General features: G+C 60.7%; 19 protein-coding genes, 2 tRNA genes and 4 pseudogenes. 15 read left to right on the forward strand and 10 right to left on the reverse strand.

All coding sequences use genetic code 11. From position 1 onward, the window contains the following. Nucleotide 1 precedes the first annotated feature (1 nt). From F1563_RS11460 to F1563_RS11495, 8 genes are read left to right on the forward strand one after another with little or no spacing between them, the layout of a single operon-like run. Nucleotides 2-520 (forward strand): ATP-binding cassette domain-containing protein, encoded by a 519-nt coding sequence (locus F1563_RS11460; protein ID WP_227431931.1) that lies wholly within the window; start codon nt 2-4, stop codon nt 518-520. Continuing rightward, entirely contained in the window at nt 504-1,394 is an 891-nt protein-coding gene (locus F1563_RS11465) for a hypothetical protein (RefSeq protein ID WP_002528533.1), read from the forward strand. Before F1563_RS11460 ends, F1563_RS11465 begins: the two co-directional genes overlap by 17 nt. Beyond that, nucleotides 1,391-2,446 carry an AAA family ATPase gene (locus F1563_RS11470; RefSeq protein ID WP_002546933.1) on the forward strand — a complete coding sequence of 352 codons (1,056 nt, stop codon included), beginning with the start codon at nt 1,391-1,393 and terminating at the stop codon, nt 2,444-2,446. The genes F1563_RS11465 and F1563_RS11470 overlap by 4 nt, the downstream gene beginning before the upstream one ends. A gap of 2 nt (nt 2,447-2,448) precedes the next feature. After that, on the forward strand, nt 2,449-3,336 hold the full coding sequence (locus tag F1563_RS11475; protein ID WP_002528531.1) for a DUF58 domain-containing protein: 888 nt from the start codon (nt 2,449-2,451) through the stop codon (nt 3,334-3,336). Next, a complete protein-coding gene (locus F1563_RS11480) occupies nt 3,320-3,808 on the forward strand; it encodes a hypothetical protein (RefSeq protein WP_002528530.1) in 489 nt (162 codons plus the stop codon). The genes F1563_RS11475 and F1563_RS11480 overlap by 17 nt, the downstream gene beginning before the upstream one ends. Continuing rightward, nucleotides 3,799-4,770: a vWA domain-containing protein gene (locus tag F1563_RS11485; protein WP_002528529.1), complete on the forward strand. Its 972-nt coding sequence runs from the start codon at nt 3,799-3,801 to the stop codon at nt 4,768-4,770. Before F1563_RS11480 ends, F1563_RS11485 begins: the two co-directional genes overlap by 10 nt. After that, on the forward strand, nt 4,767-5,717 hold the full coding sequence (locus tag F1563_RS11490) for a vWA domain-containing protein (protein ID WP_002528528.1): 951 nt from the start codon (nt 4,767-4,769) through the stop codon (nt 5,715-5,717). The genes F1563_RS11485 and F1563_RS11490 overlap by 4 nt, the downstream gene beginning before the upstream one ends. Before the next feature lie 53 nt (nt 5,718-5,770). Continuing rightward, nucleotides 5,771-6,535, forward strand: coding sequence for a hypothetical protein (locus F1563_RS11495; protein ID WP_002528527.1), 765 nt, complete (start codon nt 5,771-5,773; stop codon nt 6,533-6,535). 55 nt (nt 6,536-6,590) lie between these two features. Here the strand turns inward: F1563_RS11495 and F1563_RS11500 are convergent, their stop codons facing one another. Next, entirely contained in the window at nt 6,591-7,247 is a 657-nt protein-coding gene (locus tag F1563_RS11500) for an SCO2322-related protein (RefSeq protein WP_227431930.1), read from the reverse strand. Between the two features lie 316 nt (nt 7,248-7,563). Here F1563_RS11500 and F1563_RS14425 point away from each other — a divergent pair, with 316 nt between their 5' ends. Next, nucleotides 7,564-7,737: a hypothetical protein gene (locus F1563_RS14425; protein ID WP_227431929.1), complete on the forward strand. Its 174-nt coding sequence runs from the start codon at nt 7,564-7,566 to the stop codon at nt 7,735-7,737. Between the two features lie 735 nt (nt 7,738-8,472). Next, nucleotides 8,473-8,655, forward strand: a pseudogene (locus F1563_RS11510) (PKD domain-containing protein); the annotation flags it as partial. A gap of 170 nt (nt 8,656-8,825) precedes the next feature. On the opposite strand, the gene F1563_RS11515 reads toward F1563_RS11510, so the two are convergent. The 3 genes from F1563_RS11515 to bcp all read right to left on the reverse strand — a co-directional run bounded on the left by F1563_RS11515 (nt 8,826) and on the right by bcp (nt 10,827). Continuing rightward, a complete protein-coding gene (locus F1563_RS11515; RefSeq protein WP_172623707.1) occupies nt 8,826-9,662 on the reverse strand; it encodes a lysozyme in 837 nt (278 codons plus the stop codon). Between the two features lie 552 nt (nt 9,663-10,214). Then, nucleotides 10,215-10,296 (reverse strand) — tRNA-Leu (locus F1563_RS11520). Nucleotides 10,297-10,341: 45 nt separating this feature from the next. Next, nucleotides 10,342-10,827 (reverse strand): thioredoxin-dependent thiol peroxidase, encoded by a 486-nt coding sequence (gene bcp / locus F1563_RS11525; protein ID WP_002528521.1) that lies wholly within the window; start codon nt 10,825-10,827, stop codon nt 10,342-10,344. A gap of 83 nt (nt 10,828-10,910) precedes the next feature. Here bcp and F1563_RS11530 point away from each other — a divergent pair, with 83 nt between their 5' ends. After that, entirely contained in the window at nt 10,911-11,477 is a 567-nt protein-coding gene (locus F1563_RS11530) for a DUF3618 domain-containing protein (RefSeq protein ID WP_002528520.1), read from the forward strand. Nucleotides 11,478-11,567: 90 nt separating this feature from the next. Here the strand turns inward: F1563_RS11530 and F1563_RS11535 are convergent. From F1563_RS11535 to F1563_RS11570, 6 genes and pseudogenes are all read right to left on the reverse strand, one after another. Continuing rightward, nucleotides 11,568-12,442, reverse strand: a pseudogene (locus tag F1563_RS11535) (carbohydrate ABC transporter permease). Continuing rightward, on the reverse strand, nt 12,439-13,479 hold the full coding sequence (locus F1563_RS11540) for a carbohydrate ABC transporter permease (protein ID WP_002528517.1): 1,041 nt from the start codon (nt 13,477-13,479) through the stop codon (nt 12,439-12,441). Before F1563_RS11540 ends, F1563_RS11535 begins: the two are co-directional and overlap by 4 nt. Before the next feature lie 113 nt (nt 13,480-13,592). Continuing rightward, nucleotides 13,593-14,906 (reverse strand): annotated as a pseudogene (locus F1563_RS14430) (ABC transporter substrate-binding protein). Nucleotides 14,907-15,249: 343 nt separating this feature from the next. Next, a tRNA-Lys gene (locus tag F1563_RS11560) sits at nt 15,250-15,322 on the reverse strand. A 56-nt stretch (nt 15,323-15,378) separates the two neighbouring features. Next, nucleotides 15,379-16,107, reverse strand: coding sequence for a type 1 glutamine amidotransferase (locus F1563_RS11565; protein ID WP_002528513.1), 729 nt, complete (start codon nt 16,105-16,107; stop codon nt 15,379-15,381). Then, nucleotides 16,104-17,258, reverse strand: a complete 1,155-nt coding sequence (locus tag F1563_RS11570; RefSeq protein ID WP_069181756.1) for a MurT ligase domain-containing protein — start codon at nt 17,256-17,258, stop codon at nt 16,104-16,106. The genes F1563_RS11565 and F1563_RS11570 overlap by 4 nt, the downstream gene beginning before the upstream one ends. A gap of 328 nt (nt 17,259-17,586) precedes the next feature. Here F1563_RS11570 and imuA' point away from each other — a divergent pair, with 328 nt between their 5' ends. From imuA' to F1563_RS11600, 4 genes and pseudogenes are all read left to right on the forward strand, one after another. Further along, nucleotides 17,587-18,183 carry a DnaE2-dependent mutagenesis accessory factor ImuA' gene (gene imuA' / locus F1563_RS11580; RefSeq protein WP_002528510.1) on the forward strand — a complete coding sequence of 199 codons (597 nt, stop codon included), beginning with the start codon at nt 17,587-17,589 and terminating at the stop codon, nt 18,181-18,183. Continuing rightward, nucleotides 18,173-19,764, forward strand: a pseudogene (locus F1563_RS11585) (Y-family DNA polymerase). The gene imuA' and the pseudogene F1563_RS11585 overlap by 11 nt, the downstream one beginning before the upstream one ends. Nucleotides 19,765-19,931: 167 nt before the next feature. Beyond that, nucleotides 19,932-20,867: a PHP domain-containing protein gene (locus F1563_RS15040; RefSeq protein WP_503826440.1), complete on the forward strand. Its 936-nt coding sequence runs from the start codon at nt 19,932-19,934 to the stop codon at nt 20,865-20,867. Nucleotides 20,868-20,907: 40 nt separating this feature from the next. Then, nucleotides 20,908-23,175 carry an error-prone DNA polymerase gene (locus F1563_RS11600; RefSeq protein WP_503826441.1) on the forward strand — a complete coding sequence of 756 codons (2,268 nt, stop codon included), beginning with the start codon at nt 20,908-20,910 and terminating at the stop codon, nt 23,173-23,175. Nucleotides 23,176-23,339: the final 164 nt, after the last annotated feature.

Consider the following 23,339-nt stretch of genomic DNA (forward strand, 5'->3'; position numbering starts at 1 on the left):
GTTGCATGCCCTGCTGCGTCAAACGAGCGTGCGACGGGCCTGCGACATCGTCGATCGCCGGGCCGATATCCCGATCGAGACGAGCATGAAACTAGTTGATGAAGTGCTGGGGCCAGTCGGCGCCCGCCGGGGTAACGAACACGGCGAGGGGCAGCAACGCCTGCTCGCCGACGTGTTAGCGTGCGCAGGCGGCGAGGTCGTGTTGTGGGTCGATCCGGGGTGGGCGGTTGATGCCGCCAGCGGCGACCACCTAGTGCAGGCGGTGCGCCGGCGCGGCGCGAGCGTGATCATGGCGTGCCGTGACGTCGACCTGGTGGCCCGATGGTGCGACCGGGTTCTCGTCGTCGATGAGCACGAGGTTGTGGCCGACGGACGTCCCAGCTCCGTGGTGGACAACCTGCCCTACCCACCCCAGATTGCCCAGGTGTTCCCCGGCTGCCACGTAGTCAAGACTGCTGATGTGACCCTCATCCCGGGGGTCGGTGCGAAGGAGGGCAGGGCCCATGCGCAGCTGGTGTAGTGGCGTCGTCACGGCGATCCTGGCCGGGACGGTTGCGGTCTGGCTGGTGGCCCCGATTATCGACTCGATGCATGCGGGCACCCGCGAGCAGATCTCCACCGAGTCCCAGGCGATGGTCGTCTACCTGACGACTGGTCTCGTATTGCTGGCGGTGTGTCGGTGGGTCGACGACGGCCGGCGGATCTGGCGGGTTGGGCTGCTGGTGTGCCTCGTCGTGGTGAACGCGCTGGTGCGGGTGACGATGTCGCCGCGCGTGTTCGGAGTGGAGCCGGTATTCGTCCTGCCCCTCCTGGTTGGGGTGTCTGCCGGGGCATCGGCGGGATTTTTCGTCGGGGCTGGCACATGCCTGCTTTCCAGCATGCTCGTCGGTACAGTCGCAACACCACTGCCCGGCCAGATGCTGACGTGGGGCCTGACAGGGCTCATTGGCGCACTACTGGTGCGGGTTCCCACTAAACCTGCGTGGCTGCTCTCATGGCCGCTGGCCGTGCTGTGCGGGCCGGTGCTGGGAGTCCTGCTCAACCTCATCGGCTGGCCCACCGACGGGGGCAGCGCTGTTGGGCAGACCACCTCTGACACGTTCGTGCCTGGCTTGTCGAGCATGATCACGATGCAGCGGCTGATCCGTTACTCGGTGCGCACCTCAATGGGAATCGACCTAACCCGAGGCGTATGCACCTTGGTGGGCGTCGTGCTCCTCGGCCTCCCGGCGATCCGCGCGCTGCGCCTGGCATGGGGGAGTCCCGACAGACGAGCCGACGAGACGCCAACGGCCCGCGGCACGCCCATCAACCCTGCCGCAGTGGCGCGACGAGAACAGGCCAGGACGAGGACGATGGAATGGTCCCAGGACCACAAGGAGGACACACAATGAGTGCAGGGACGACCGGTCAGACGACAGGGGAAGAATGGCCCCGTCGCGGTGAACCTGACGGGAGGGGCCCCAGGATCGATCCGGGCGAGGCGGCTCAGGCGCGCCGTCTCGTCGAGGCGATCTCACACACCTTCGACTCAAAAGTTGTGGGCCAGGAGGCGTTGCGCACGGCACTGCTGGTCGGGTTAATCGGCGGCGGCCACGTGCTCCTGGAATCGGTGCCCGGTTTGGCCAAGACGCTGGCGGCCTCGACGCTGGCCTCCACCGTCGACGCCAGCTTCTCGCGAGTACAGTGTACCCCTGATCTGCTTCCCAGCGACATCATCGGCACCCAGGTGTTCAACCCCGGCAGCGGAACGTTCACCACCGAGCTGGGCCCGGTGCATGCCAACGTTGTACTACTGGACGAGATCAACAGATCTAGCGCCAAGACCCAGGCTGCCATGCTCGAGGCCATGCAGGAGAAACAAGCGACGATTGGGGCCAAGACATACCCCATGCCCAATCCATTCCTCGTGCTGGCAACCCAGAACCCCATCGATGAGGAGGGCACCTATGTGCTGCCGCAAGCACAAATGGATCGTTTCCTCCTCAAAACGATCGTCGACTACCCGTCGCCAGCCGACGAGGTAGAGATGCTGCGACGTCTCAAGTCCGGCGCCCTCGAGTCCCGCACTGTGCCTCCGGTAGTGAGCCGGCAGGACGTGTTGTGGCTCCAGGACCTGTCGCGGCGGGTGTACGTCGACGAGGCGCTGCTGCGCTACATCGTTCAGATCGTCCACGCGACCCGCCATGGTGGCGACTACCTTCCCCAGGAGCAAGCCCGCTGCCTGGAGTACGGTGCCAGCCCGCGGGCCGCGATCGCGTTCGTTCAGGCTGCCTGTGCCCACGCGCTGATACATGGACGAGACCACGTGCTCCCCGACGACGTGCGGGCGATGCGGTACATGGTCCTCCGTCACCGGCTCATCCTCACCTTCGAGGCCGTCGCCACCCGGGTGCCCGTCGAGGAGATCATCGACGGCATCTTCGGTGCCGTCCCCACCCCCTGATCATGGCGTATCTCACCGCTGTCCAAGGACGCCTGGCGTTGTACCCGAGGCGTCTGGTCATGGGGCTGCTCGACGGCCAGTACGCGTCAATGACGTCGGGGCGCAGCCTGGACTTTGACGATCTGCGCTCCTATGTGCGCGGCGACGACGTCAAGGACATTGACTGGAAGTCCTCGGCACGCTCCGGCGAGCTGCTGGTCAAACGCTACCGGGCAGAGCGTAGGCACACTCTCGCCTTCGTCGTCCCGGCGGGCGGACCGCTGGCGGGTGCGGCGACACTCACCCAGGGTAAGTCCGATGTGGCGCTGGCGGCGATCGGCGTGTTGGCGTGGGTGGCGTGCCGTCACGGCGACTACGTTACGGTAGTTGCTCCGGGGCCGAACGGGCCGAGCGTGGCACGACCGTCCTACCGTGACACGCAGATCGAATACATGCTTGCCGGGCTCGATGCGGGGTGCCGGCTGGAGGCCCCCGAACCCGATCTGGTGGAACTGCTCGACCTGGCTGCCACCGGGCTGCGTCGCCGCGGCATCGTCGTGGTCGTGCTCGACGATTGGGATCCCCAACCCGCAGACGTAGACTCCTTGGCGCGCCTGTGTGCTCGCCACGAGGTTCTCGCCATCGAGGTGTCGGACCTCGATGTGACCGATCCAGCCATGATCGCCGTCCCTACCCGTGATCAGGCTTCCGGCCGGGCGGTGCCGGGGTTCATGGCCCGCGACCGGCATGTGCGCCAGGAAGCAGCTGCCGCCCGTCAAGAGCGAGCACGCCGACGCAGCCGCACCCTGGACCGCCTCGGCGTCGTTCATGAGTCGATTGAAGACGTGGACGATTCAGTTGCGGCGATCGTCAGACTCCTCGAAAGGATGCGCCATGCCGCACGCCACTAGTGCGCCGCTGGATTTGTATCCGCCCGTCTCCCACGACCCGAGGTGGTGGTGGGTGGTTGCCGGCTGCCTGGTGGTGGCCGCCGGCGTGGCGTGGGGGTGTCGCCGCGTCCTGGCGGCGATTGATTCCGCTGCTGCGGGCGATGATTTAGCCACGTTGGAGACGCTCCGCGCTGCCGCGCTGCGGGATCTTGAAGAGGCCGAGGACGCCTCCCGACGCGGTGAGTCCGATCGTGCCGTGTGCCGACGCATCAGCATCGCATTGCGTCGATTCGTCGCCGTTGTCTGCGACACCGACCTGGACTACGAGGGTCTGGGCGATCTTTCCCGTCACGCCGATGAGGATGCGCGGCTTAAACCGGTCGTCGAGGTTGTCGAACGCTGCTACCAGGTGGAGTTCGACCCAAGAGGCCACGATGTCGACCCGGATGAGTTGCTGTCCGTGGCCGTGAGGACGGTGCGTTCATGGAGCTGATGTGGTGGTGGATGTGGCCTGCCGTTGTGGCCGCGGTCGCCGTGACGGTTGTCACTGGGTTGTTCCTACGTCACCGGGAGAAAACCGTACGGGTCGTGGTAGCCCACGCGGACCGTCTGCGTGCTCTTCCCGCCTACCGGGGCCATGCCCGGCGGCGGGTGCGATGCCTGGTGGTGGCGGTGGTGTGCTGGGCGGTGGCCGCGTGCGGGGCCGGCCTAGTGGCCGCCAGGTTGCAGGGGATCGACGACGACGATCGTCAGATACGCACCCGTGACGTCATGTTGTGCCTCGACGTGTCAGGTTCGATGGAGGGGGTGGATCGTCAGGTTATCAACACCTACCTCCAATTGGCCGATCACATCAGCGACGACCGGATCGGATTCGTCATGTTCGACTCCTCGGCGGTGACGGTGTTCCCCCTCACGCATGACCGGGACAGCGTCAAGGCCGGGCTCAAACAGGCCGGAGAACGACTCGGCCGGGCAGGCCTCGACCCGGGGGTGCGTTACGGCCCGGGCGGCTCACTAGTCGGCGACGGTCTGGCCTCCTGCCTAAGCAGATTCGATCAGCTCGATCAGCCCCGTTCCCGAAGCGTCGTGCTCGCCACCGACAATATGGTTGCCGGGCCTTCGGTCTACACCGTGCCCCAGGCCGTTGACTTGGCCGTGAAACGCCACATTATGGTTTTCGGCATCGTGCCCGACAGCGACGACCCGGACTATCGGGCGGCTCGCGACGAGCTGCACCAGCAGGTGGTGCGTACCCATGGGGAGACCTTGACGATTCCTTCGAATGGGCAGGTCGACACCGATGATGTCGCCGATCGTATTCAGTCTCAGGCCAAAAAGGCCGTGATGGCCATGGCCACCCACCGCTCCTACGACATGCCCTGGCCTGGTGTCCTCATGATCGGCATCGCAGGCCTGGGTGTCATGATCGCTCGACGACGGGAGGAACGATGAGCTGGCATCCCTACCCCATCGCTGTGGCACTCGCTGCGGTCATGCTCGTCGTTGCCGTGTGGTTTGGTGTGCGGGCCCGACGTACCCGCAGCGGGGTCGCCATGACGATCTTGGACATCCTATTAGCCGTGCTCGTCGGGCTAATCGGCCTGCACCCGGTAGTGGGTGAATCCGGGCGGCAGAGTTCAAGCGTGGATGCCGATATCGTCATCATGATCGACACGACCACCTCGATGGCGGCCCGCGACAACGGCGGCAAGACGCGTCTGTCCGCGGCGGTCCACGATGTCGCGGCGCTCGCCGCGGTTTTCGGCGGTGCCCGCTTCACGCTCGTAACCTTCGACAACGACGCCCGGGTGTCGGTGGCCTCGACCACCGACACCGGCACGATCGTTTCCGCAGCAAACGCCCTCACCTGGCGTGAGGACACCAAGGGCACCGGCACCGATGTCAGCGTGGCCGTGCCCACCGTGGTCCGGGTTCTCCAGAAGGCCCGCCAGGCGTCACCCCAGGCCACCAGGATGGTGTTCTACCTCGGTGACGGGGAGCAGACGGCCACAAGACCGCCGAGCTCTTTTGCTGCTCTGAAACCTCTGGTCACTGGCGGTGCCGTTTATGGCTATGGCACCGCCAAGGGGGCGCCCATGGCCCGCTCGGCCTTCGACACCGGGGACGTCACCTATCACGGGAAGAAGGCCATCTCCCACGCCGACCACGCCACGTTGGCCGCTGCCGCCCAGCAGGCGGGTCTGGCGTATGTCACCCGATCCTCGGGCCAGCCACTCACCCCTCCCCGAGTGTCGCTGCGGCGCACCACCCACGTTGACCAGGTGAGTCCCGGTACGGACCTGTCATGGATCCTTGGTCTCGTCGCCGGAGTCGACGTCGCCATCCAGCTGACGATGAGTGCCCGGCGGCTACGTCGGGCTCGAAAGGACGTTCCGTGATGAACCCTCGCCACACGCGTCAGACCGATACGCGATATTTTCGGCGAGGGGTGATGAGTCCCAGCCGAGCTCGATGGGCGCGTCGGGCCACTATCGGGGTGACGGTGCTGCTCGTTGCCGCTCTCATCCTTGTCGCGTGCCGGCTCGCGGGCATCCTGATATTCGATTGGCTTGGCCACGGAGCCTTTAGCTCTCAGCAGTATGCGCAGGCTGAGGACTACTACGGGGCGAACACGAAGCTCAACATCATCGAACCGTGGATTGCCAGCTATGACCGCGGCACCGTCCGGTCCGCTGAGAGTAACTACACCGACGCCGAGAAAGATCTTCGTGCCGCCCTCAAGCTGGCCCCGGAAGGGCAGAAATGCCGAGTGAGCATGAATCTGGTGTGGACCATGGAGGAGTCGGTGACGATGCACAGTCTCAACCCCAACCGGGGGCCTGCCATGACCGCCGACACGTTGAAGGAGGCCAAGGCCATTGCGCAACGGCTCAAGTGCCACGGCAAGACCACGGCACCCCAGTCCTACGTGCGGCAAACTTCAGCCGATCAGAAGACTGAGCAGTCCACCACCATGAAACGCCTCAACCAGGAAATGAATCAGGCACAGCAGGGCTCACAGTCCCAGGAAAACAAGACACCCAAAAAGAAAGATTCCGAGCAGCAACGGCAGAAAAACCTGTCCACAAGGAATCAACAGGCTCTCAACGAGCAACGCCGTAACAGCCAGGAGCAGAACCGATCACCTCAGCAAGCCCCGAGTGCGCCCACGGCACCCCGAACCGCCGGAGGAGCCCCCGACAAGAAGGGTTGGTGAGATCTGGGGGCATCGCCAGAGCGTGGCCTTATTCCTTAACCAGTGCCCATCAAACTTACTCTGCATCTCGACGGGTCTGTTTCCGGCGCGTCCACCACACCCCCACGCCCAGGGCGATGACCGCCACAACCACGCCGATGGTGGTGAGAGGCCCCGATCCGTGTCCTGACTCGGGCGGCATGGCGGGTGGCTTGCGCGCAGCGGAGACCTGGCGGGGCGGGAAACCCTTCCCGGTACCCCATCGCCACCCCTCAACAGAGCCCGCGGCGGGGTGATATTGAGCTGCCCCTTTCGTGGAAAAGGTCCACTTGTCCGCGGGGGAGGCAGCATGCCAGTATGACCAGAACTGGCGGGTGGACTTGTCATAGCCGCCGTGAGCACAAGCGTCCTGGGGTCGCCCCTGAAGCTCGCAGACGAGGCCTGGCTTGGAATTTGGTTGACGAACATCGACGCCGATCTGACTGAGGGCATCCATACCGTCGGTGGGTTGATGCGCACACCCCGCGGCGAGGGGTTTGTCAGGCATGTCCACGACGACCCACACCCCGCCGTGGCAAGTACAGTCGACCGCCGTCGCTGACCCTGACGCGGTTGGTTGTCCGAAGGCGCTGGTAGCTGGCACCCAGCCAGCCACCACAGCCACCAACGCGACGATGACACGAGACACTGCGGCAGCGCAAGAGCCCGCCTTGGCTCGACGAAAACATCTCATGGACCCCACCATTCCCACGGAAACACATCACATGACCAGATGACAACGGGCAGAGAATCGATACCCGGAACACACCTGAGCCCCACCCCAACCCTTGTCCTCACACCTGTGGAGTGAGGACGTGTATAGCGAAGCCAAGCGTTAAGTGTAATCACCCACGATGACCGTTGTGCATGGCGATAGGGAGTTGACGGTGCTGATAGGTGCCTTGGCCTCTGGGGAGCAATTGCTTTTGCCCATGACGATTGGATGCAAAACGTCAGTGGCAGACTGCAAGAGCATTGGTGGCCATTTGCGGCGCCGGGATTTTCCGGTGATGAATGAAACTGAACTTGCCGAAGGAAGGCGCGGCTGCCGTGCTCCTATTAATGGTGTGATCGTTGGCGCTATCACTGGAGCTGTATTAGCGCTGGTACTGGTTCTAGAGGTAGATGATCGTCTATACCGGGTCGCTCCCGGAATGGTTGTCATCTATGCTGTGGCGGGATGATCCGCTGGGCTGTGGGGAAGAAGGATCTGTGTATACGAGGACCCAAAGATTCGGCAGAGGAGGGCCAAGATCCTCGGTGTTGTTGCGGTTGCCATTGTCGGGCTGATTACGGTGATTGGATATCGGTTCTATCTTATCTGGGCTTTAAATCCTGTACGGAAAGAATTTGGTTTTGATGGTAAAGAATTGCTTCTATTTCTATTACCCTCGGTTATTTTCCCCTGTGTCGGATGGGTTCTCGGTGCTTTTGGTAGCAGTCTCGATCATGGCAAGATTTCATCTGTGCTCATAATGAGCGTGGCGACCGTAGTTGGATTGCTCGTATCCTTGCTCGTTTGGATGGAGCTTTCAGTCGTAACCCTCAGTCTGTTTCATTTCTAACGTACTACTGCGGTTTCATGTCGCACGGCGGTGTATTTAGCGTCGGTCCCTCCGCCGGTACCGGCCACGAGGCGTGCCATATTGGTGCCTCCTCAGGGGCCTTGGGCTCTAGATGACCGCCATGTGTCGTGTGTGGTTTTTCGGGGTGTATGGTGTTCGCTGTTGGCCCAATGGTTGGGTTGATGCCTGGGTGGTGTGGGGAAGCCGGTGGGAGTCCGGCACTGTCGCGCAGCCGTGTCCACGTTGGTGTGTGGGAGTCGGAGTACCAGATTATCCCGAGGGTTGGTTTTGTTCCGTCGCGGATTGCGGAGTCAACACCACCGCGTCACTAACGCTGGTCGAAACCCCTTCGACCAGTTGGGGAGGGTTCCTGGGGTGCGGATGCGTGCTGCTGTGATCGGGCAAAGCCAGGTACGTCGCGGTAATCCGTTGAGCCTGGATGCTTCCTCGTCCTACACCTCGATCGGACGCATTCGGCGCTGGCAGTGGGACCTTAACGGTGACGGGCGCTATGAACTGACCACTACAACCACCGACCAATACTGCCGCGCACCCCTTAACGGCCTCATCATCGGCACCATTGTTGGAGCTGTCTGAGATACGGTATTCATGATGTTCTACGTCAATTCTCAACCGGCGTTCCAAACCATCGTCGGTGAACTGACTACCGTGAGCGTCGGTGAAGTACTTCATTACTGACACGAGGGTCAGGGACGTGGCGTCGCGGTTCCATGGGTCGCGAATTTCTTGAGGTCTTCCCGGGTTCCGGCCATTCGGTCATGGTCGTAGTCGGTGACCGAGTACTGCCACATCGTCCATGCGTCCCATCCCGACGGCAATTCCCCCACGGTGGAGGCGTATCGGGCGATCCACAACGGCGCGACGGCTGTGCTGTCCGAGGCGGCCGATCCCACGCACATATTCCACCAACTCGTGGAGGTGTAAATCATGGGAGGCCTGCCCCACCGATTCCGGTAGGTCGACACGAAATCACGAATCCACGAAGCCATCGCGGTCTGATTCAACCCGTAGCAGGCATTCGTGCCGTACGGATTGTATTCCAGGTCCACGGTCCCAGGCAGGGTGTAACCGTCCCCTGGCCATCCGCCGCCATGATCGGAGAAGTACGTGGCCTGGTCCTTTCCAGATGAGTTCGATGGCAGGGCGAAGTGATAGGCGCCCCGGATGAGGCCAGCGCTCTGGGACCCGTTGTACTGGGATGTGAAAAATGGATTTTGATACGACGTTCCCTCGGTGGCTTTTACCCACGCAAATGACATTCCCGAGGAGACTTTCGCCGGCCAGTCAACGTCCCCGTCGTAGCTGGAGACGTCGATTCCCTCCGGTGCGGTGTCTGTCGTCAAGGTCTGTACCCGGCCAGTTACCGCAGGTCCATGCTCATGTTTTTTGATTTGAGATCCCATTGCGTGATCGCTGGGGGAGGAAATGGCGTCTGAGGATGGCGACTCGGTGGGCGATTGGGTGTCTGATGCGTGGGCAACAGCGGTGGGCATCAGCGTGGTTACAGTCATGCCGGAAACTATCGCAGTGAGCCATAATTGTTGACGACGGTTGAATAAGCAGTTCATACAAACCCCCACGGATAGAAGCTGACTTTAGCATACCGTTTGGGGGTACACAAATCCGGCTGTCGTAACAATCTCCTGTCCGCGGGCAGTTTCTGGGACGGGCTGCGTCTAGTGGCTTCACCCCGGTGGTTGCGTGGCATTGTGCGGTCTTTGAACGTGACATGACGCTTCCTTTTGTGCCCTAGAGGCAATGACGTTATGTATCTGTGCTTCTAGATTTGTAGACACGAAGTGTCGGGACCTCGTCGAGCTCATCTGCAAAGTAGCCAGGGATGAGGGATAGGAGCTTCACAATATTGCCCCTGAGTCATCACAACGCCTGGCCGCCACCTTGAAGTCATCTGGGCTGATCTTACGGGACATTGGAACCGTCATAGGTATCTCGTACTAAAGGGCTGCCCAGCCGCTTCACTGAACGCTCCTCTGTAGGTGCGCGTCTCATCGACTCTCGTCGCACAGACCGGCTGCGTGACGTCCGCACGGCAACAGTCACACATTTTACCGCGGTGCCGGAGAAGGGACTCGAACCCTCACACCACAAGGCACAGGAACCTAAATCCTGCGTGTCTACCAATTCCACCACTCCGGCAGAGGCGTTACCGCCCCGGCTACCAAGACCCTCAGATACTCCTTATCAGCAGTTGATCTTGAGCTCCTTGCAGAGCTTGTCAACATGACCCTTGGCTCGAACATTGTACTGAGCTTCAGTGATTTTACACGAACCACCCTCATCAATATCAACGACGAAGGTGGAGCGAATGACTCCGACGATCTCTTTGCCGTAGACGTTCTTGGGACCGTAGGCTCCGTAAGCCGTCATAACCTCCTTGCCCTCGTCGGAGAGCAGGGTCAGGGTCAGCGACTCCTTAGCGACGAACTTCTGCAGCTTGGCGACGGGATCGGGGGAGATCCCCAGCACCTCGTACCCAGCCTCCTCAAACTCGCTCAGATGAGCGGTGAAATCGACAGCCTGGGTAGTGCATCCGGGCGTCATAGCAGCGGGGTAAAAGTACACGATGACTCGTTTGCCGACGAAGCCCGAAAGGGTGATGCGGTTGCCGTTAGCGGCGGGCAGAGTGAAATCAGGGGCCGCGTTACCGGCCTGAAGACGGGTGCTCATGACCCCAACGATATAGGCTGTTGCTAGACCAGCGCCGCGCCCACGCCGGCGCAAAGCCCAGACACGGCACCAGGAGGGGGCATATGGCTGATAGCAAGTCGAAGGCGAAGGACGAGCGTACCGCCGATGAGATCAGGCGGGATATTGCAGCGATTCGTGCTCGCCTGGCGGCCGGGGTGGAAAACCTCGTCGAAGAGGTGCATCCGGCAAGCCTCAAGCGTGAAGCATCCGATCGTGCCCGTGATTTCGTGCAGGGCGAGTTTGACCAGGTCAAAGGCCAGATCAAGGACGAGCACGGCTGGCGCGTGCAGCGAATCGCGGCCGCTGGAGGTGCGCTCGCTGCCGGCGTTATCAGCATCATCGTGCTGCGCGCGATCGTCGGTCGCGCTACAGGTGCTACTGCTCGTCGCAAGCTCGAGAAGCTGCAACTTTCTGAGGCCAAGCGGGTTCGTAAGGGTGCCAAGCAGCGCCGTAAGGACGACGCTAAGGCCGCCAAGAAGAATGCCAAACTCGGCAAGAAGAATGCTAAGAAGTACGGCAAGCTCAATATCGATGACTCATCGGTGAGCAACCTTGCTGAGAAGATGCTCAAACAGGCCGCCGTGTTGCGCGCACAAGCGGCTGCTGAGCGCGAACATGGCGTCGTCTGACGGGCTCGGCATGAGTTGATTTAGTGCGTAACTGCGCAGAGCGAGTTCGGCCCCAGTCCCTCACGGATCGGGGCCGAACTCGTTGCCGCGTCACTTGGTGCCGCCAGCAGCCAAACCTGCGACAATGCGACGCTGGAATACCAACACCATGATGACTAGTGGCACCGTCATGATGACACCAGCAGCCATTTGGGAGCCAAACGGGGTGTTGAACTGTGAGGCTCCAGTGAACTTCGACAACAACACCGTGGCGGGCTCCATCGTCGGATCGTTGATCATGGTGACGGCGACGAGGAACTCGTTCCATGCACCAATGAAGACGATGATCGCGGTAGTGAAGATTCCGGGGGCCGCTAGCGGAAGGATGATCTTGCGAAAAGCCTGAGCTGGGGAGCAGCCGTCGATCATGGCCGCTTGCTCCAGTTCATCGGGCATCTGTTTAAAAAGGTCGTGAGGTTCCACACTGCCAGCGGTAGGGAGAACGACAGGTCTGGGATGATCATGGCTTGGTAGGTGTTAATCCAATGCCATGCCGAAAAGTTCTTTAGCAGCGGCACGATGATGGCCACTAGCGGGAACATCGACGTCGCGATGATGAGGATGAGGAATCCGCCCTTGCCACGAAAGTCCAGACGCGCGAGCGCGTAGGACGCGAAGGTGGCGATGAGCAGCGCAATGACCGTCACCGCGACGGAGACGATGAAGGAGTTCAGCAGGCCGCGCAGGAAGTTGTTGCTCGGCTGGAAGACCGCCTGGTAATTCTCCATCGACGGATGGGCTGGCCACCAGGTGTTATCGAAGATCTCCGAATCAGGACGCAGTGAAGACACCAACATCCAGTAGAACGGCACCAGACAGTAGATGACAATGAGGACGATGCCGATAATCGGCAACACCTTAGCCCAGGTGCTCTTCTTGTGATGGGTGTGCTGTTTCATGACTCCCGATGCAGCCGCAGTGCTCATGACGCCGCCTCCTTGTCGGCTGCGGCTTGTGCAGCGTTGGCTTTCTTCCGGGTGCGACGACCGCCCGGACGTCCACCGGAGACGAAGGTGGTGGCCTTTAACTTCTTGCGTTTGTGCTCGTCACCGACGAGGTCAGCTCCAAGGATCTTGATGAACGCGAATGCGATGATGAACACGTAAAGGAACAGGATGATCGCGTACGCAGCAGCAGCGCCATACCGCAGGTTGGAGGCCTCATCCTGGACCAGCATGGACAGTGTCTCGACTGACTTCATACGAGGCCCGACGAGAATGAACGGCAGATCGAACATACGCAGAGCGTCAAGGGTTCGGAACAGCACAGCGACGACCAATGCCGGTTTGACCAAGGGCAAAGTGAGAGAGACGAATCTTTTCCACGCATTAGCACCATCCACCTTGGCCGCTTCGTAGACCTCAGTCGGAATCACTTGCAAACCGGCAAGTGTTAACAGACCAATGTACGGAGCCGTCTTCCAGACGTCGGCAATGATGATCGACCACTTAGCCGTCCAATTGCCTGAGGCCCACATGATGTGCTCGCCGAGGATGGCATTTGCCACACCATTTTGGTTAAAGATCCAGCCCCACAAAATAGCTGAGACGGCTGTGGGGATAGCCCAAGGGACCAGAATGGCGGCTCTGACGATGCCGCGTCCGGCCATTGCCCGATGCATGATGAGCGCCATGATGACGCCGAGGATGGTCTCGAGCACGACTGTGACGACACCGAACAGGGTGGTGTTCCAGAATGCGTTCCAGAACCTTTCCCCGGAGCCGGTGAAAATGTCGGTGAAGTTCTTCACCCCGACGAACGGCTCGGTGTCGTTGATGAATCCGGTTTCCGGATCTAATCCAGGCTGACCATAAAGAGCCTGCTTCACTGACTGAATGACGGGGATGACGATAACGATCGTCAAGACGATGAGAGTGGGCGCGATGAGTGCTAAGGCTAGACGTTCTTGGGACTTGGCCCGCGAAGACCTTTTGTTGGTCTGCTCCACTGTTGCAGTGGCCATAGTAAAGCTCCTTGTCCCCGGGGCTGTTGGCCGGGTAGTGCGAGCGAGATCATAGATACGGCGGGGTAGGTGACCCGCCCCGCCGTATCCGTGTGCTCAGTTCTGCGTGACAGTCAGTTCTTGATGACCGCCTTCAGCTTCTCGGCCAGTTGCTTGGCCGTGCTCTCGGCGTCAATCTTGCCCTGCAAAGCCGGGTAGATGGCGTCTTGGATGGCTGCGGTGACGTCACCATAGGCAACAGCGTGCGGACGTCCCTTAGCAGTGTCAAGAGAGGCTTTCAGGGTTAGTAGGTACGGGAGCTTCTTGACGTTCTCGTCTTTGGTGTACAGCTCGCTGTAGATGGGGGCGTTGGACTGCTTCTCGAGGTTGTACTGACCCGATTCTTTGCTGGTCCACCACTTGACGAACTTGAGGGCCGTGGCCTTGTTCTTACAGTTAGTGGTGATAGCGCAGTCGTGGCCACCCAAGGTTGACGTGTAGGCCTTACCATCGATGGAGGGCAGCGGGGCAAGGCCGAACTTGTCCGGGCCGAGCTCCTTGAGGTCATTGCCGTACTGGTAAGGCCAGTTACGCAGGAAAAGGACTTTGCCAGATTCGAAGCCGTTGCGGCTGTCCTCCTCCTTCCACTCCAGGGCAGCAGTCGGGATGAGCTTAGATTTGAAAGCATCGACGGCTGTCTGGATGCCCTTAATGGACTCCGGGGAGTCGACGGTCACCTTGCCCGAGTCATCGACGATCGCACCACCGCAGGTATTAATGAACTCGGCGATGTTGCAGGTCAGACCCTCGTACTTGGCCCACTGGCCGCCACAACCACCAATGCTTTGCATTCCGGGAAGCTTGCGGACGGCTTCGGTGGCCTTTTTAACGTCTTCCTAGGTCTTGGGGATCTCAACCCGGGCTTTTTCGAGGAAATCCTTGCGGTAGTACATGATCGGTGCGTCAGTGACGTACGGGACGGCGTACTGCTTGCCGCGGTAGGAGCCGGTCTCCCACACCGAGTTTATGACGCCATCGGGTTTCGTGTCCGATGGAATCTCGACGACCCAACGGTTGGCGGCGAACTCGGCTACCCACACCAGATCGAGGCCAATGACGTCATAAGCTGCAGAGTTCGTCTAGGCGGCGTTGATAAGAGACTGGCGCTGCTGATCAGCCTCCGAGGACAACTCAATAAGGGTGACCTTTTCCTTAGGATATTTTTTATTCCACTCGTCGAGTCGCTTCTGGACCATTCCACCGGAGAAGTCCTTGCCCTGGACCCAGGTGATGGGGCCCTCACCGGTGAAGTCTTCCTTTTTGGCTGCGGGCTTGTTGGAGCCGGAGCCCTTCGAGTCTCCGTTGGAGCAGGCTGCCAAGGCACTGAGCGCCAGTGCTCCGACAGAGCCCTGGATAAAGGCTCGGCGGGAGTGCGTGTAATGCGTCATGTGACTTCTTCCTTGATGCGGTGTTGTCGACAACGACATCACGTGCGCATCAGTGACTTTCTGCAGGTGTGACAGGTCACAACCTCAGGCAGCACCCTAACACTGCCACCCCGGCACGTGTGCACAGTGTTTCGGTAATGGAATGAATGATCGTGCAGAAGATGTGGGAGTGTGACCGGTTGACTTGAGTATCCTGTGAAAAGAGATAACTCTTACGAGAGTGATTGGCAGGGGCCTGCGGTGGTGACCAGTCCGGAACCGTATGCTGTCAGTTAAGCTTGGTGGTGGGGATACGAAAAAGCCGCTCCACCCCGGTTCTAGGATGGAACGACTTCCGATTCGGTGCGCCGCCAGGGACTCGAACCCTGAACCCGCTGATTAAGAGTCAGCTGCTCTGCCAATTGAGCTAGCAGCGCCGACGACAAGAAACATTAGCGGACTTCAGCCACGATGCAAAATCGAGGTGACAAACTCATGGTCGACCGGTGCGTACAGCTTCGATTCGACGCTGTCGCAGTGCCGTCATCTCCGATATGTCGAGGGGCTCTAAACGGCATCCTAGGGCCATTTCGAGCACATGGTCGGCTAGCTGCGGGTTACGTGCCAGCACCGGACCGTGGGGGTACGTGCCAATGACGCGACCTTGCACAGCTCCTTCGTCACGACGATTGCCATTACCCCAGCCAACCTCCACAGCAGCAAGCGGTTTGGCGTCGGAACCGAGTTCGGTCCAGCCGCCATGGTTTTCGAAACCAGTGATGGGATAAGTACTACCGTCGGGCTGAACCCAGATGTGCAACACCTCCCCGACGGCACGTTCTGGGCCACGTCGAGTTTCAATGTCGAGGAGCCCTAGCCCTTCGATAACTTCGTCACGGGCCCCAATAGTGAAAGACTTTCCGCAGATCTGGTAACCGGCGCATACGGCAAAGAGCATTGCGCCGTCGTCAAGGGCGGTGAAAAGCCCGCCATCAGCTTTGAGCTCCTGGACAGCGGTGATCTGGGCGGTGTCCTCCCCGCCTCCCAGCAGGTAAACGGCTCCGTCGGTGGGTACAGGCTGGCCAGGCTCGACGGTGAGGAGCTCGGCGTCAATGCCACGCCATTGCAGCCGTTTAGTGAGGACGACGGCATTGCCGTGGTCGCCGTAGATACCCAACAGGGACTGGTACAGCAAGACGATCTTGGGACGGTCGGTATTCATGCCAGTCCTCCGAGTCGGCGCAGTTTCTGGAAGGGTGTGTAAGTTGACAGCACGTCAATGGGATGTTCAGCGTCCCACTTTCCGGCCAGGAGAGGGGAGGAGAGAGCCTGAGAGAGGTCCTCAATGACGACGTGCCTTACCCCAGCGTACTGTAGCCTGACGGCCAGGTCGAGGGCACGCGGCCCAGTACAGATGACGGTTCTTCCGGCTAGCTGTTCGTAGTCGACGTCCCATAGCCACGAAACGTCCTTACCGTCGGCGGCCACCGCATCAATAGCCAGCACCAACGGATCTGAAGCCGTTAGCGGCAGAGATTCTGTCCAACCAGCGGGGTTCTTCGACAGCAGCAGACGGCAGCGAGTGCCACTGATGGTGCAGGTGGCGTAGCGGCCAGCGGGGGATACCACCGTGGCAATCCCGCGCAGGGCGTCCTCAGGCTGGATACCCATATGGATAGCTGCTGCGAGAGCACAAGTGGCGTTGGTGAGGTTAAAAGATCCCGGCACCTGGACGTCAAGGTGGAAACGTCGTCCGGAAGCCTCAACGGCGTCGTGGTCTTCTACCCACCAATCAGCGGCTGGCTGCTGTAGTTCGCATCCAGGGCAGTCCCAGCCCTGATTGCCATGAGTAAGGACGGCACCACAGTTGGGGCACAGCGTCGAATCGGCTGTCCAGCGGGGCTTGGTATCTACCCAAATGACGTGACGAGCCTTTTGACACACCCACACGATGAGCGGATCGCAGGCATTCGCAACCACTGTCGGGCCGTGTTCGGCTGCTTTTTCGAGGGCCGCCCGCCAATCGCGGCCTAGAAAGGCCAGCTCGTGATTGCGGTCGAGCTGGTCACGGCTGAAGTTGAGCAGCACTAGCACTTCCGGGGTGCCCATCGCCACAATATCGGCGACGACTCGCTCGTCGGTCTCCAGCACTGCGATATTGGCGTTAGGAGCTTGTCCCAGAGCCGAGACGATGCCGTGATGCAGGTTTGCGCCGTCAGCATTGGTGACGACGGTCCGCTGACTGTCAGGAGTCCCGGCCCGCACTGCGGCAGTGAGGAAGTGGGTCGTCGTGGTCTTGCCGTTGGTCCCGGTAACGCTTGCGATGCGACGTCCCGCCAATAGTTCGGGCAAAGCCGTGGGTGCCAGTTTCATTGTTACCCGCCCCCGGATTGACGCTCCCGAGCCCTTCCCTGCCATGCGGGAGACCGTTGCAGCTGTCCGTCCGGCCAGTACGGCTAGTTGCAGCCGTGGGGAGTTGCGGTGTCTTCGAGGTGACGAGGTCATGGTCTCAATCATGGCAGGAAGGGATGACGGCATCGAAGTGCTCAACCTGGGATGAGGACGCTTTTAGAACCACGTCAATACCGATTGACAAGGTTGTTCGCTGTTGTTCTGGAGACTCATCGGTAGACCTGTCGGGTACGCGTGTCACGGTGATTTCCATCGAGAGGTTAATGGATGCCGAACAAGGGGGTGTGCGATGGTCGACGTCGACGCATTGGTGAGCCGTGGTGTCGATGGGTTAGAGGTGCCCAACGGCCATGCTATTCACCCGCTGCTTCAGCCGCTCTTTCCCGGTGGGCTCATGCCTGCGGTATACCGATTGGACGGGGCATCTTCGGTGGGCTTAGGGCTACTTACCCATGGCTGGTGTGGGGCGGTAGGTCTGCCTGAGCTGAGTGTTGAGGCGGCTCAGCAGTGGGGAGTCGAGCTGTCCCGATTGGTGCTCGTGCCCGATCCAGGGAACTGGCTTGAGACGGTAGCTACCCTCATCGAGGGGCTCGATGTCGTCCTTGCTGTAGCGCCGCCACCGCTGCCGATGTCAGCAGGAAGACGATTGACGGCTCGGCTGCGTTCTCGCGGTTCAACTCTGGTAGTGCTGGGGCCGTGGTCTAATCCGGCTGCTCGAATCGATGTGCGCACGACCGGTTGGCGGGGCCTCGGGCAGGGGTATGGCTGTCTATCAGCCCAGGAACTTGAGGTGACGGTGGTCAGGCATCACCACAACCGTTCAGTGAGGTTGGTCCGCACTGGTACTGGGGTGCACTCTGCCGAGGAGATGGCGGATGTCTGTTGAACGTCTGAGTCCCTTCCCGGTCCGGGTCCTCTTGATGGTGGTCCCAAAGTGGCAGATTGTGGTTGCATCTCGGCGTTACCCTGGTGACGACCCGCTCATGATCGTTGACCGTGGCATAGTCATTGACTGTTGCGCACGTGCTGCTGAGGAAGGTGTAGTTCCTGGCCTGCGGGTGCGAGCGGCCCAATTGCGCTGCCCAGAGGGCATTGTTGTGCCTTACGACCCTGCCTCCGAGGAGATCCTCTTCGACGAGGTGGTTCGTGAGATCGAAAAGTTCGTGGCCCCTTCAGTTCACGTGGTACGGCCAGGCGTGGCTGCGGTGGCAGCTCGCGGTGTAGCCCGTTTTTATGGCAGTGAGGTTGCTGCCGCTGAGCGTATGGTCAATGCTTTGACCCGTCTTGGATATCCCCATGTAGGGGTATCGGTAGCTGATGGTCTGTTCGCTGCTGAGGTGGCGGCTACTGACGGCAACGGTGACGGGAAGCGGAATCCCGTTTTTCTCACTTCGGGAACTTCTCGAGCTTTCTTGGCTCCCTATGACATCTCGGTGCTGGCTCGCACTGGACGGGCCAGTGAAGGATTGGTGCGAACTCTGCGCCAGCTCGGACTGACGACAATGGGTGCCTTCGCTGATCTAGACCCTCAGCACGTTGTGCAGCGGTTTGCCGATGCCGGTCAGCGTGCTCATAACTGGGCTCGGGGTATGGACGTCACAGTGTTGTCGCCTCGGCGTCCTCAGGACGACGACGCCATGGAGGTCGTCCTTGATGACCCAGAACCTTCCGGAACCCAGATCGTTTCCAAGGTACGCCCAATGGTAGAGGAGTTCATGACACGTCTGGCAGAGACCGGGCGGGTGTGTTCCCAGGCCGTATTTTGTTGCGAGCTACCACCGGTTTCTCCGAGCGCACCTGGCGTCAACCCTGGCAGTTCAGCGGTGATGATCTGCTGGCGCGACTGTTGCGCCAGTTTGATGACCTTCCGCGTGGCATTAACGAGTGCGGCGCTGACGAGTTTTGTCAATCAGGGATAGAAGCGGTGCGCATCGTTCCCACCATCCATCGTGCGGGAGAAACCGCTGAGGGGCTGTTTGGCGCCAAGCCAACCGAGCACCTCGTCCACGTCATCTCTCAGTTACAGGAGAGACTGGGCTCCGAGGGGGTCCTAGTGGGGGAGGTCGCCGGTGGCCGGATGCTCAAGGATCGACGCCGACTCGTTCCCTTCGGGACGGTTGTTGAGGATGCCCGCCCGGTGGATCGTCCTTGGCCTGGTCATCTAGATGGCCCGGCCCCCGGAATCGTGTACTCCCGGCCCTTGCCGGCCCAGCTAGAGACGACGGATGGTACGCCTCTCACGACCTCCTCGGATCTGCCTACTATTGCTCCCGGGTGGTTTCACGACGGCACGTCGCGACGTCGTGTCATCGCGTGGGCGGGGCCTTGGCCGGTACACCAGAGGTGGTGGAGTACCCCGGCCGTCTCAGTGGAACGGGTGCAATTGGTCACCGAGGATCAACAGGCTTGGGTGTTGGCAGGGTCGGCTAACCGCTGGTGGGTCGAGGCTCGGTACGACGAGGCGTGATCGCGGTGAGCTATCACAATCCGCCGATTCCCTGGCATGAACTGGAAAGGCGTATTTCTGGGAGGCCTGTCTCTCCGGGCCACCAGGAGAGTCACGGTGAGCAGGTCGGTTACCGTCGCGTCCGCAAACCTTTTGACCGTCATCCGGCCCAGCCGGAGGGACCGGTGGTGCCCTATGCCGAGTTGCATTGTCATTCCTCTTACAGCTTTCTTGACGGCGCTTCTAGCCCCGAAGATCTCGTCACTCGGGCGGTGGAACTGGGGCTGTCAGGGCTGGCTTTGACCGATCATGATGGTCTCTATGGAGTAGTCAGGATGGCCGAAGCTGCTGAAGTCTGTGGTATTCCCACCATCATCGGGTCGGAGTTATCGATTGGTATTCCTGAGCCGCAGAACGGGGTGGCCGACCCGGTTGGTAGCCATCTACTCGTGCTGGCCAATGGGCCGGAAGGGTATCGACGTCTGACTGAGGCTCTCACCGACGCTTACCTGGCTGAGGGAGGTCACAAGGGCCACCCGGTGCATAACCTTGACCATCTGGCCGAGGTAGCTGACGGGCACTGGACTGTCCTTACCGGGTGTCGCAAGGGGGCGGTGAGGCAAGGATTGGCTAAAGGGATGCCGCAGGCCGAGGCGGAACTACGCCGTCTGGTCGACCTCTTTGGCATCGGCAATGTCCTGGTCGAGCTGACCGATCACCGGGCTCCCACCGATTCCCGCGACAACGACGTCCTTGCAGAACTGGCTTCTCGCCACAGTGTGTCGACGGTGGCGACGACGGCTGCCCATTACGCAGGGGCCGAGCAGTTTGAGTTGTCCTGTGCTTTGTCGGCGGTGCGGGCTCGACGCAGTCTCGACGAGATGGATGGGTGGCTGCCTCCCGGCCCGGTGGCACGGCTGCGTAGTGGGGCTGAGATGGCAGACCTCTTCAGTCGTCATCGAGATGCAGTGGACAACACGGTGGCGGTGGCTGAAAAGACGGCCTTCCATCTGCAGTCGGTGCGCCCTCGTCTGCCCGAACAGAAGGTACCCGACGGCCATACTCCCATCAGTTGGCTGCGTCACTTGGTAGAGGAGGGACGTCGGGTTCTGCTACGGGAATGATCCGGTAGCCAAGGACCGCCTGGCTACCGAGCTCGACCTCATCGAGGCCCGGGACTTCGCCGGATACTTCCTCATCGTCTCCGACATCGTGGAGTTTGCGCGGTCGCGGGGGATCTTGTGCCAGGGGCGTGGATCAGCGGCGGCTTCGGCGGTCTGTTACGCCCTGGGAATCACCGTGGTCGACCCGGTCTTCTATGGCTTGCCTTTCGAGAGGTTCCTGTCGGTGCTACGCGAGGAGGAGCCTGACATCGACGTCGACTTTGACGCTCGTCGCCGCGAGGAGGTCATCCAGTACGTCTACACCAAATACGGTAGGCGCAATGCCGCCCAGGTGGCCGACGTCATCACCTATCGCCAGCGCAGCGCCATCCGTGACATGGCTAAGGCGCTTGGCTATTCCCAAGGCCAGCAAGACGCATGGTCGCGTCAAATGGAGAAACGCTTGGTGTCACCCTCGCCCCAAGATTCCGACGGCCCCGAGATTCCTGACGACGTCACCGGCCTCGCCCAACAGGTAGTGGGTTTGCCGAGGCACCTGGGCATCCACTCAGCCGGAATGGTGCTGACGCGAGAACCAGTAGGACGCATCTGCCCCATTGAGCCGGCTCGAATGCGTGGTCGCACGGTGCTGCAATGGGACAAGGAAGACTGTGCCTGGATGGGGCTGGTGAAGTTCGACCTGCTCGGGCTGGGGATGCTCTCGGCACTGAGCTTTTCCTTCGACCTCATCTCTCGGCATTGCGGACGTTCCTGGGCCTTAGCCTCCATTCCGCGCAATGAGCCGGGGGTTTACGACATGTTGTGTCGTGGTGACAGCATCGGGGTTTTCCAGGTAGAAAGCCGCGCTCAGATCGGCACCCTGCCTCGTCTCAAACCGCGCTGCTTCTATGACCTAGCTGTGGAGATCGGACTCATCCGTCCTGGTCCGGTGCAGGGAGGTGCGGTACATCCCTATATCCGCCGACGCACCGGTGCTGAGCTAGTCACCTATCCCCACCCGCTGTTGGAGCCAGTGCTCGAACGCACCTTGGGGATTCCACTCTTTCAAGAACAGCTCATGCAGATGGCTACCACCGTGGGCAACTGCACGGTTGCTGACGCCGACCTGTTACGTCGGGCTATGGGGTCCAAGCGGGGAATGGAACGTATCGACTCCCTGCGCACCAAGCTTTTCGAGGGGATGGCTGCCCATGGGATTGACGACGACACAGCTCAAGACATTTACGCCCGCATCGAATCTTTCGCGAATTTCGGGTTCGCCGAGTCCCATGCTCTGAGCTTCGCCGGGTTGGTCTACACCTCGGCCTGGCTCAAGCTTCACTATCCGGCAGTCTTTTTGGCAGCCCTGCTGCGTAGCCAGCCGATGGGGTTCTATTCCTCGGCAACTTTGGTGGCCGATGCTCGACGGCATGGCGTAGTGACGAGACGTCCTGATGTGGCGAGGTCTTCAGTAGGTGCAGATCTGGAGTTGTTGGATTCGTGCCATGAAGGGCTCGGTGGTGAGGGGCTGGAAACAGGGATGGACGACTGTCTCCACGACCACGACGAATCCGAGATCGGGGCCTTTGATCCCAACCATGATGACGGCGACCACCGGCGCGACACCCACTTTGCCGTGAGGTTGGGGCTTTCCGATGTCTCCGGTATCAGTACCGAGACGGCGACTCGGATTGTTGAGGAAAGGGAACGCGGGTTCTTCACCAGCCTCGACGATCTCGCTCGTCGGGTTGACTTGAGTAGTGAGGAGGTCGAAGCACTCGCCCTGGCCGGTGCTTTCGACGATCTCGTTGGCTCTAGGCGCGGTGCTCTGTGGCAGATCGGCCAAATAAATGGTGTCGCCCCGGGGCAGCTGGACGTTCAGGTGGCCACCCAACCTCCTCTACTTCCCGAACTTACCCAGATGGAGCTATTGGGCGACGACCTTCGCGCCACTGGTATTAGTACGGATGATCATCCGATCCGCCATATGCGAGATGCCCTTAATCGACGGGGTGTGGTGCGGGTCGACCAGTTGGATGGTGTTGAAAGCGGACGGCGTATTGAGGTCGCCGGGGTGGTTACCCACCGTCAACGCCCTGGAACGGCTGGAGGAGTGACTTTCCTCAACCTGGAGGACGAGACCGGTCTGCTCAACGTCCTCGTCGCTCCGATGGCGTGGAGGCATTACCGACGTGTTGCCCGAACGTTGCGTGCTCTGGTGGTGCGAGGAATCCTCGAAAGGGGAGATGAAGGAGTGATGAGCCTGCAGGCAGATCGGCTAGAGGCCCTGGATTTGTCAGTACCGACGAGGTCGCGTGACTTCTGTTGAATGGTCTTTGGTTGGGGGTGTTGATGGCCAACGGAGCTGGATTTGCGTTGGTGGTGGGGTGTGTGTAATGTTTGGCGGGCCGTCGGGGGCTGCTTGGAGTGGTTTGAGTGGTTCTGGGTGGTGGCTGGTTCTGCTGGTTGGCTTTCGGGATTGCGGTTTTGTGG

Origin of the sequence: Cutibacterium modestum, assembly GCF_008326345.1 — a bacterium.
Classification (GTDB): domain Bacteria; phylum Actinomycetota; class Actinomycetes; order Propionibacteriales; family Propionibacteriaceae; genus Cutibacterium; species Cutibacterium modestum.

Coding starts and splice junctions, on each gene's coding strand:
- F1563_RS11465 (WP_002528533.1), top strand. CDS start 504: ATGCGCAGCTGGTGTAGTGGCGTCGTCACGGCGATCCTGGCCGGGACG.
- F1563_RS11470 (WP_002546933.1), top strand. CDS start 1,391: ATGAGTGCAGGGACGACCGGTCAGACGACAGGGGAAGAATGGCCCCGT.
- F1563_RS11475 (WP_002528531.1), top strand. CDS start 2,449: ATGGCGTATCTCACCGCTGTCCAAGGACGCCTGGCGTTGTACCCGAGG.
- F1563_RS11480 (WP_002528530.1), top strand. CDS start 3,320: ATGCCGCACGCCACTAGTGCGCCGCTGGATTTGTATCCGCCCGTCTCC.
- F1563_RS11485 (WP_002528529.1), top strand. CDS start 3,799: ATGGAGCTGATGTGGTGGTGGATGTGGCCTGCCGTTGTGGCCGCGGTC.
- F1563_RS11490 (WP_002528528.1), top strand. CDS start 4,767: ATGAGCTGGCATCCCTACCCCATCGCTGTGGCACTCGCTGCGGTCATG.
- F1563_RS11495 (WP_002528527.1), top strand. CDS start 5,771: ATGAGTCCCAGCCGAGCTCGATGGGCGCGTCGGGCCACTATCGGGGTG.
- F1563_RS11500 (WP_227431930.1), bottom strand. CDS start 7,247: ATGAGATGTTTTCGTCGAGCCAAGGCGGGCTCTTGCGCTGCCGCAGTG.
- F1563_RS14425 (WP_227431929.1), top strand. CDS start 7,564: ATGAATGAAACTGAACTTGCCGAAGGAAGGCGCGGCTGCCGTGCTCCT.
- bcp (WP_002528521.1), bottom strand. CDS start 10,827: ATGAGCACCCGTCTTCAGGCCGGTAACGCGGCCCCTGATTTCACTCTG.
- F1563_RS11530 (WP_002528520.1), top strand. CDS start 10,911: ATGGCTGATAGCAAGTCGAAGGCGAAGGACGAGCGTACCGCCGATGAG.
- F1563_RS11540 (WP_002528517.1), bottom strand. CDS start 13,479: ATGGCCACTGCAACAGTGGAGCAGACCAACAAAAGGTCTTCGCGGGCC.
- F1563_RS11565 (WP_002528513.1), bottom strand. CDS start 16,107: ATGAATACCGACCGTCCCAAGATCGTCTTGCTGTACCAGTCCCTGTTG.
- F1563_RS11570 (WP_069181756.1), bottom strand. CDS start 17,258: ATGAAACTGGCACCCACGGCTTTGCCCGAACTATTGGCGGGACGTCGC.
- imuA' (WP_002528510.1), top strand. CDS start 17,587: ATGGTCGACGTCGACGCATTGGTGAGCCGTGGTGTCGATGGGTTAGAG.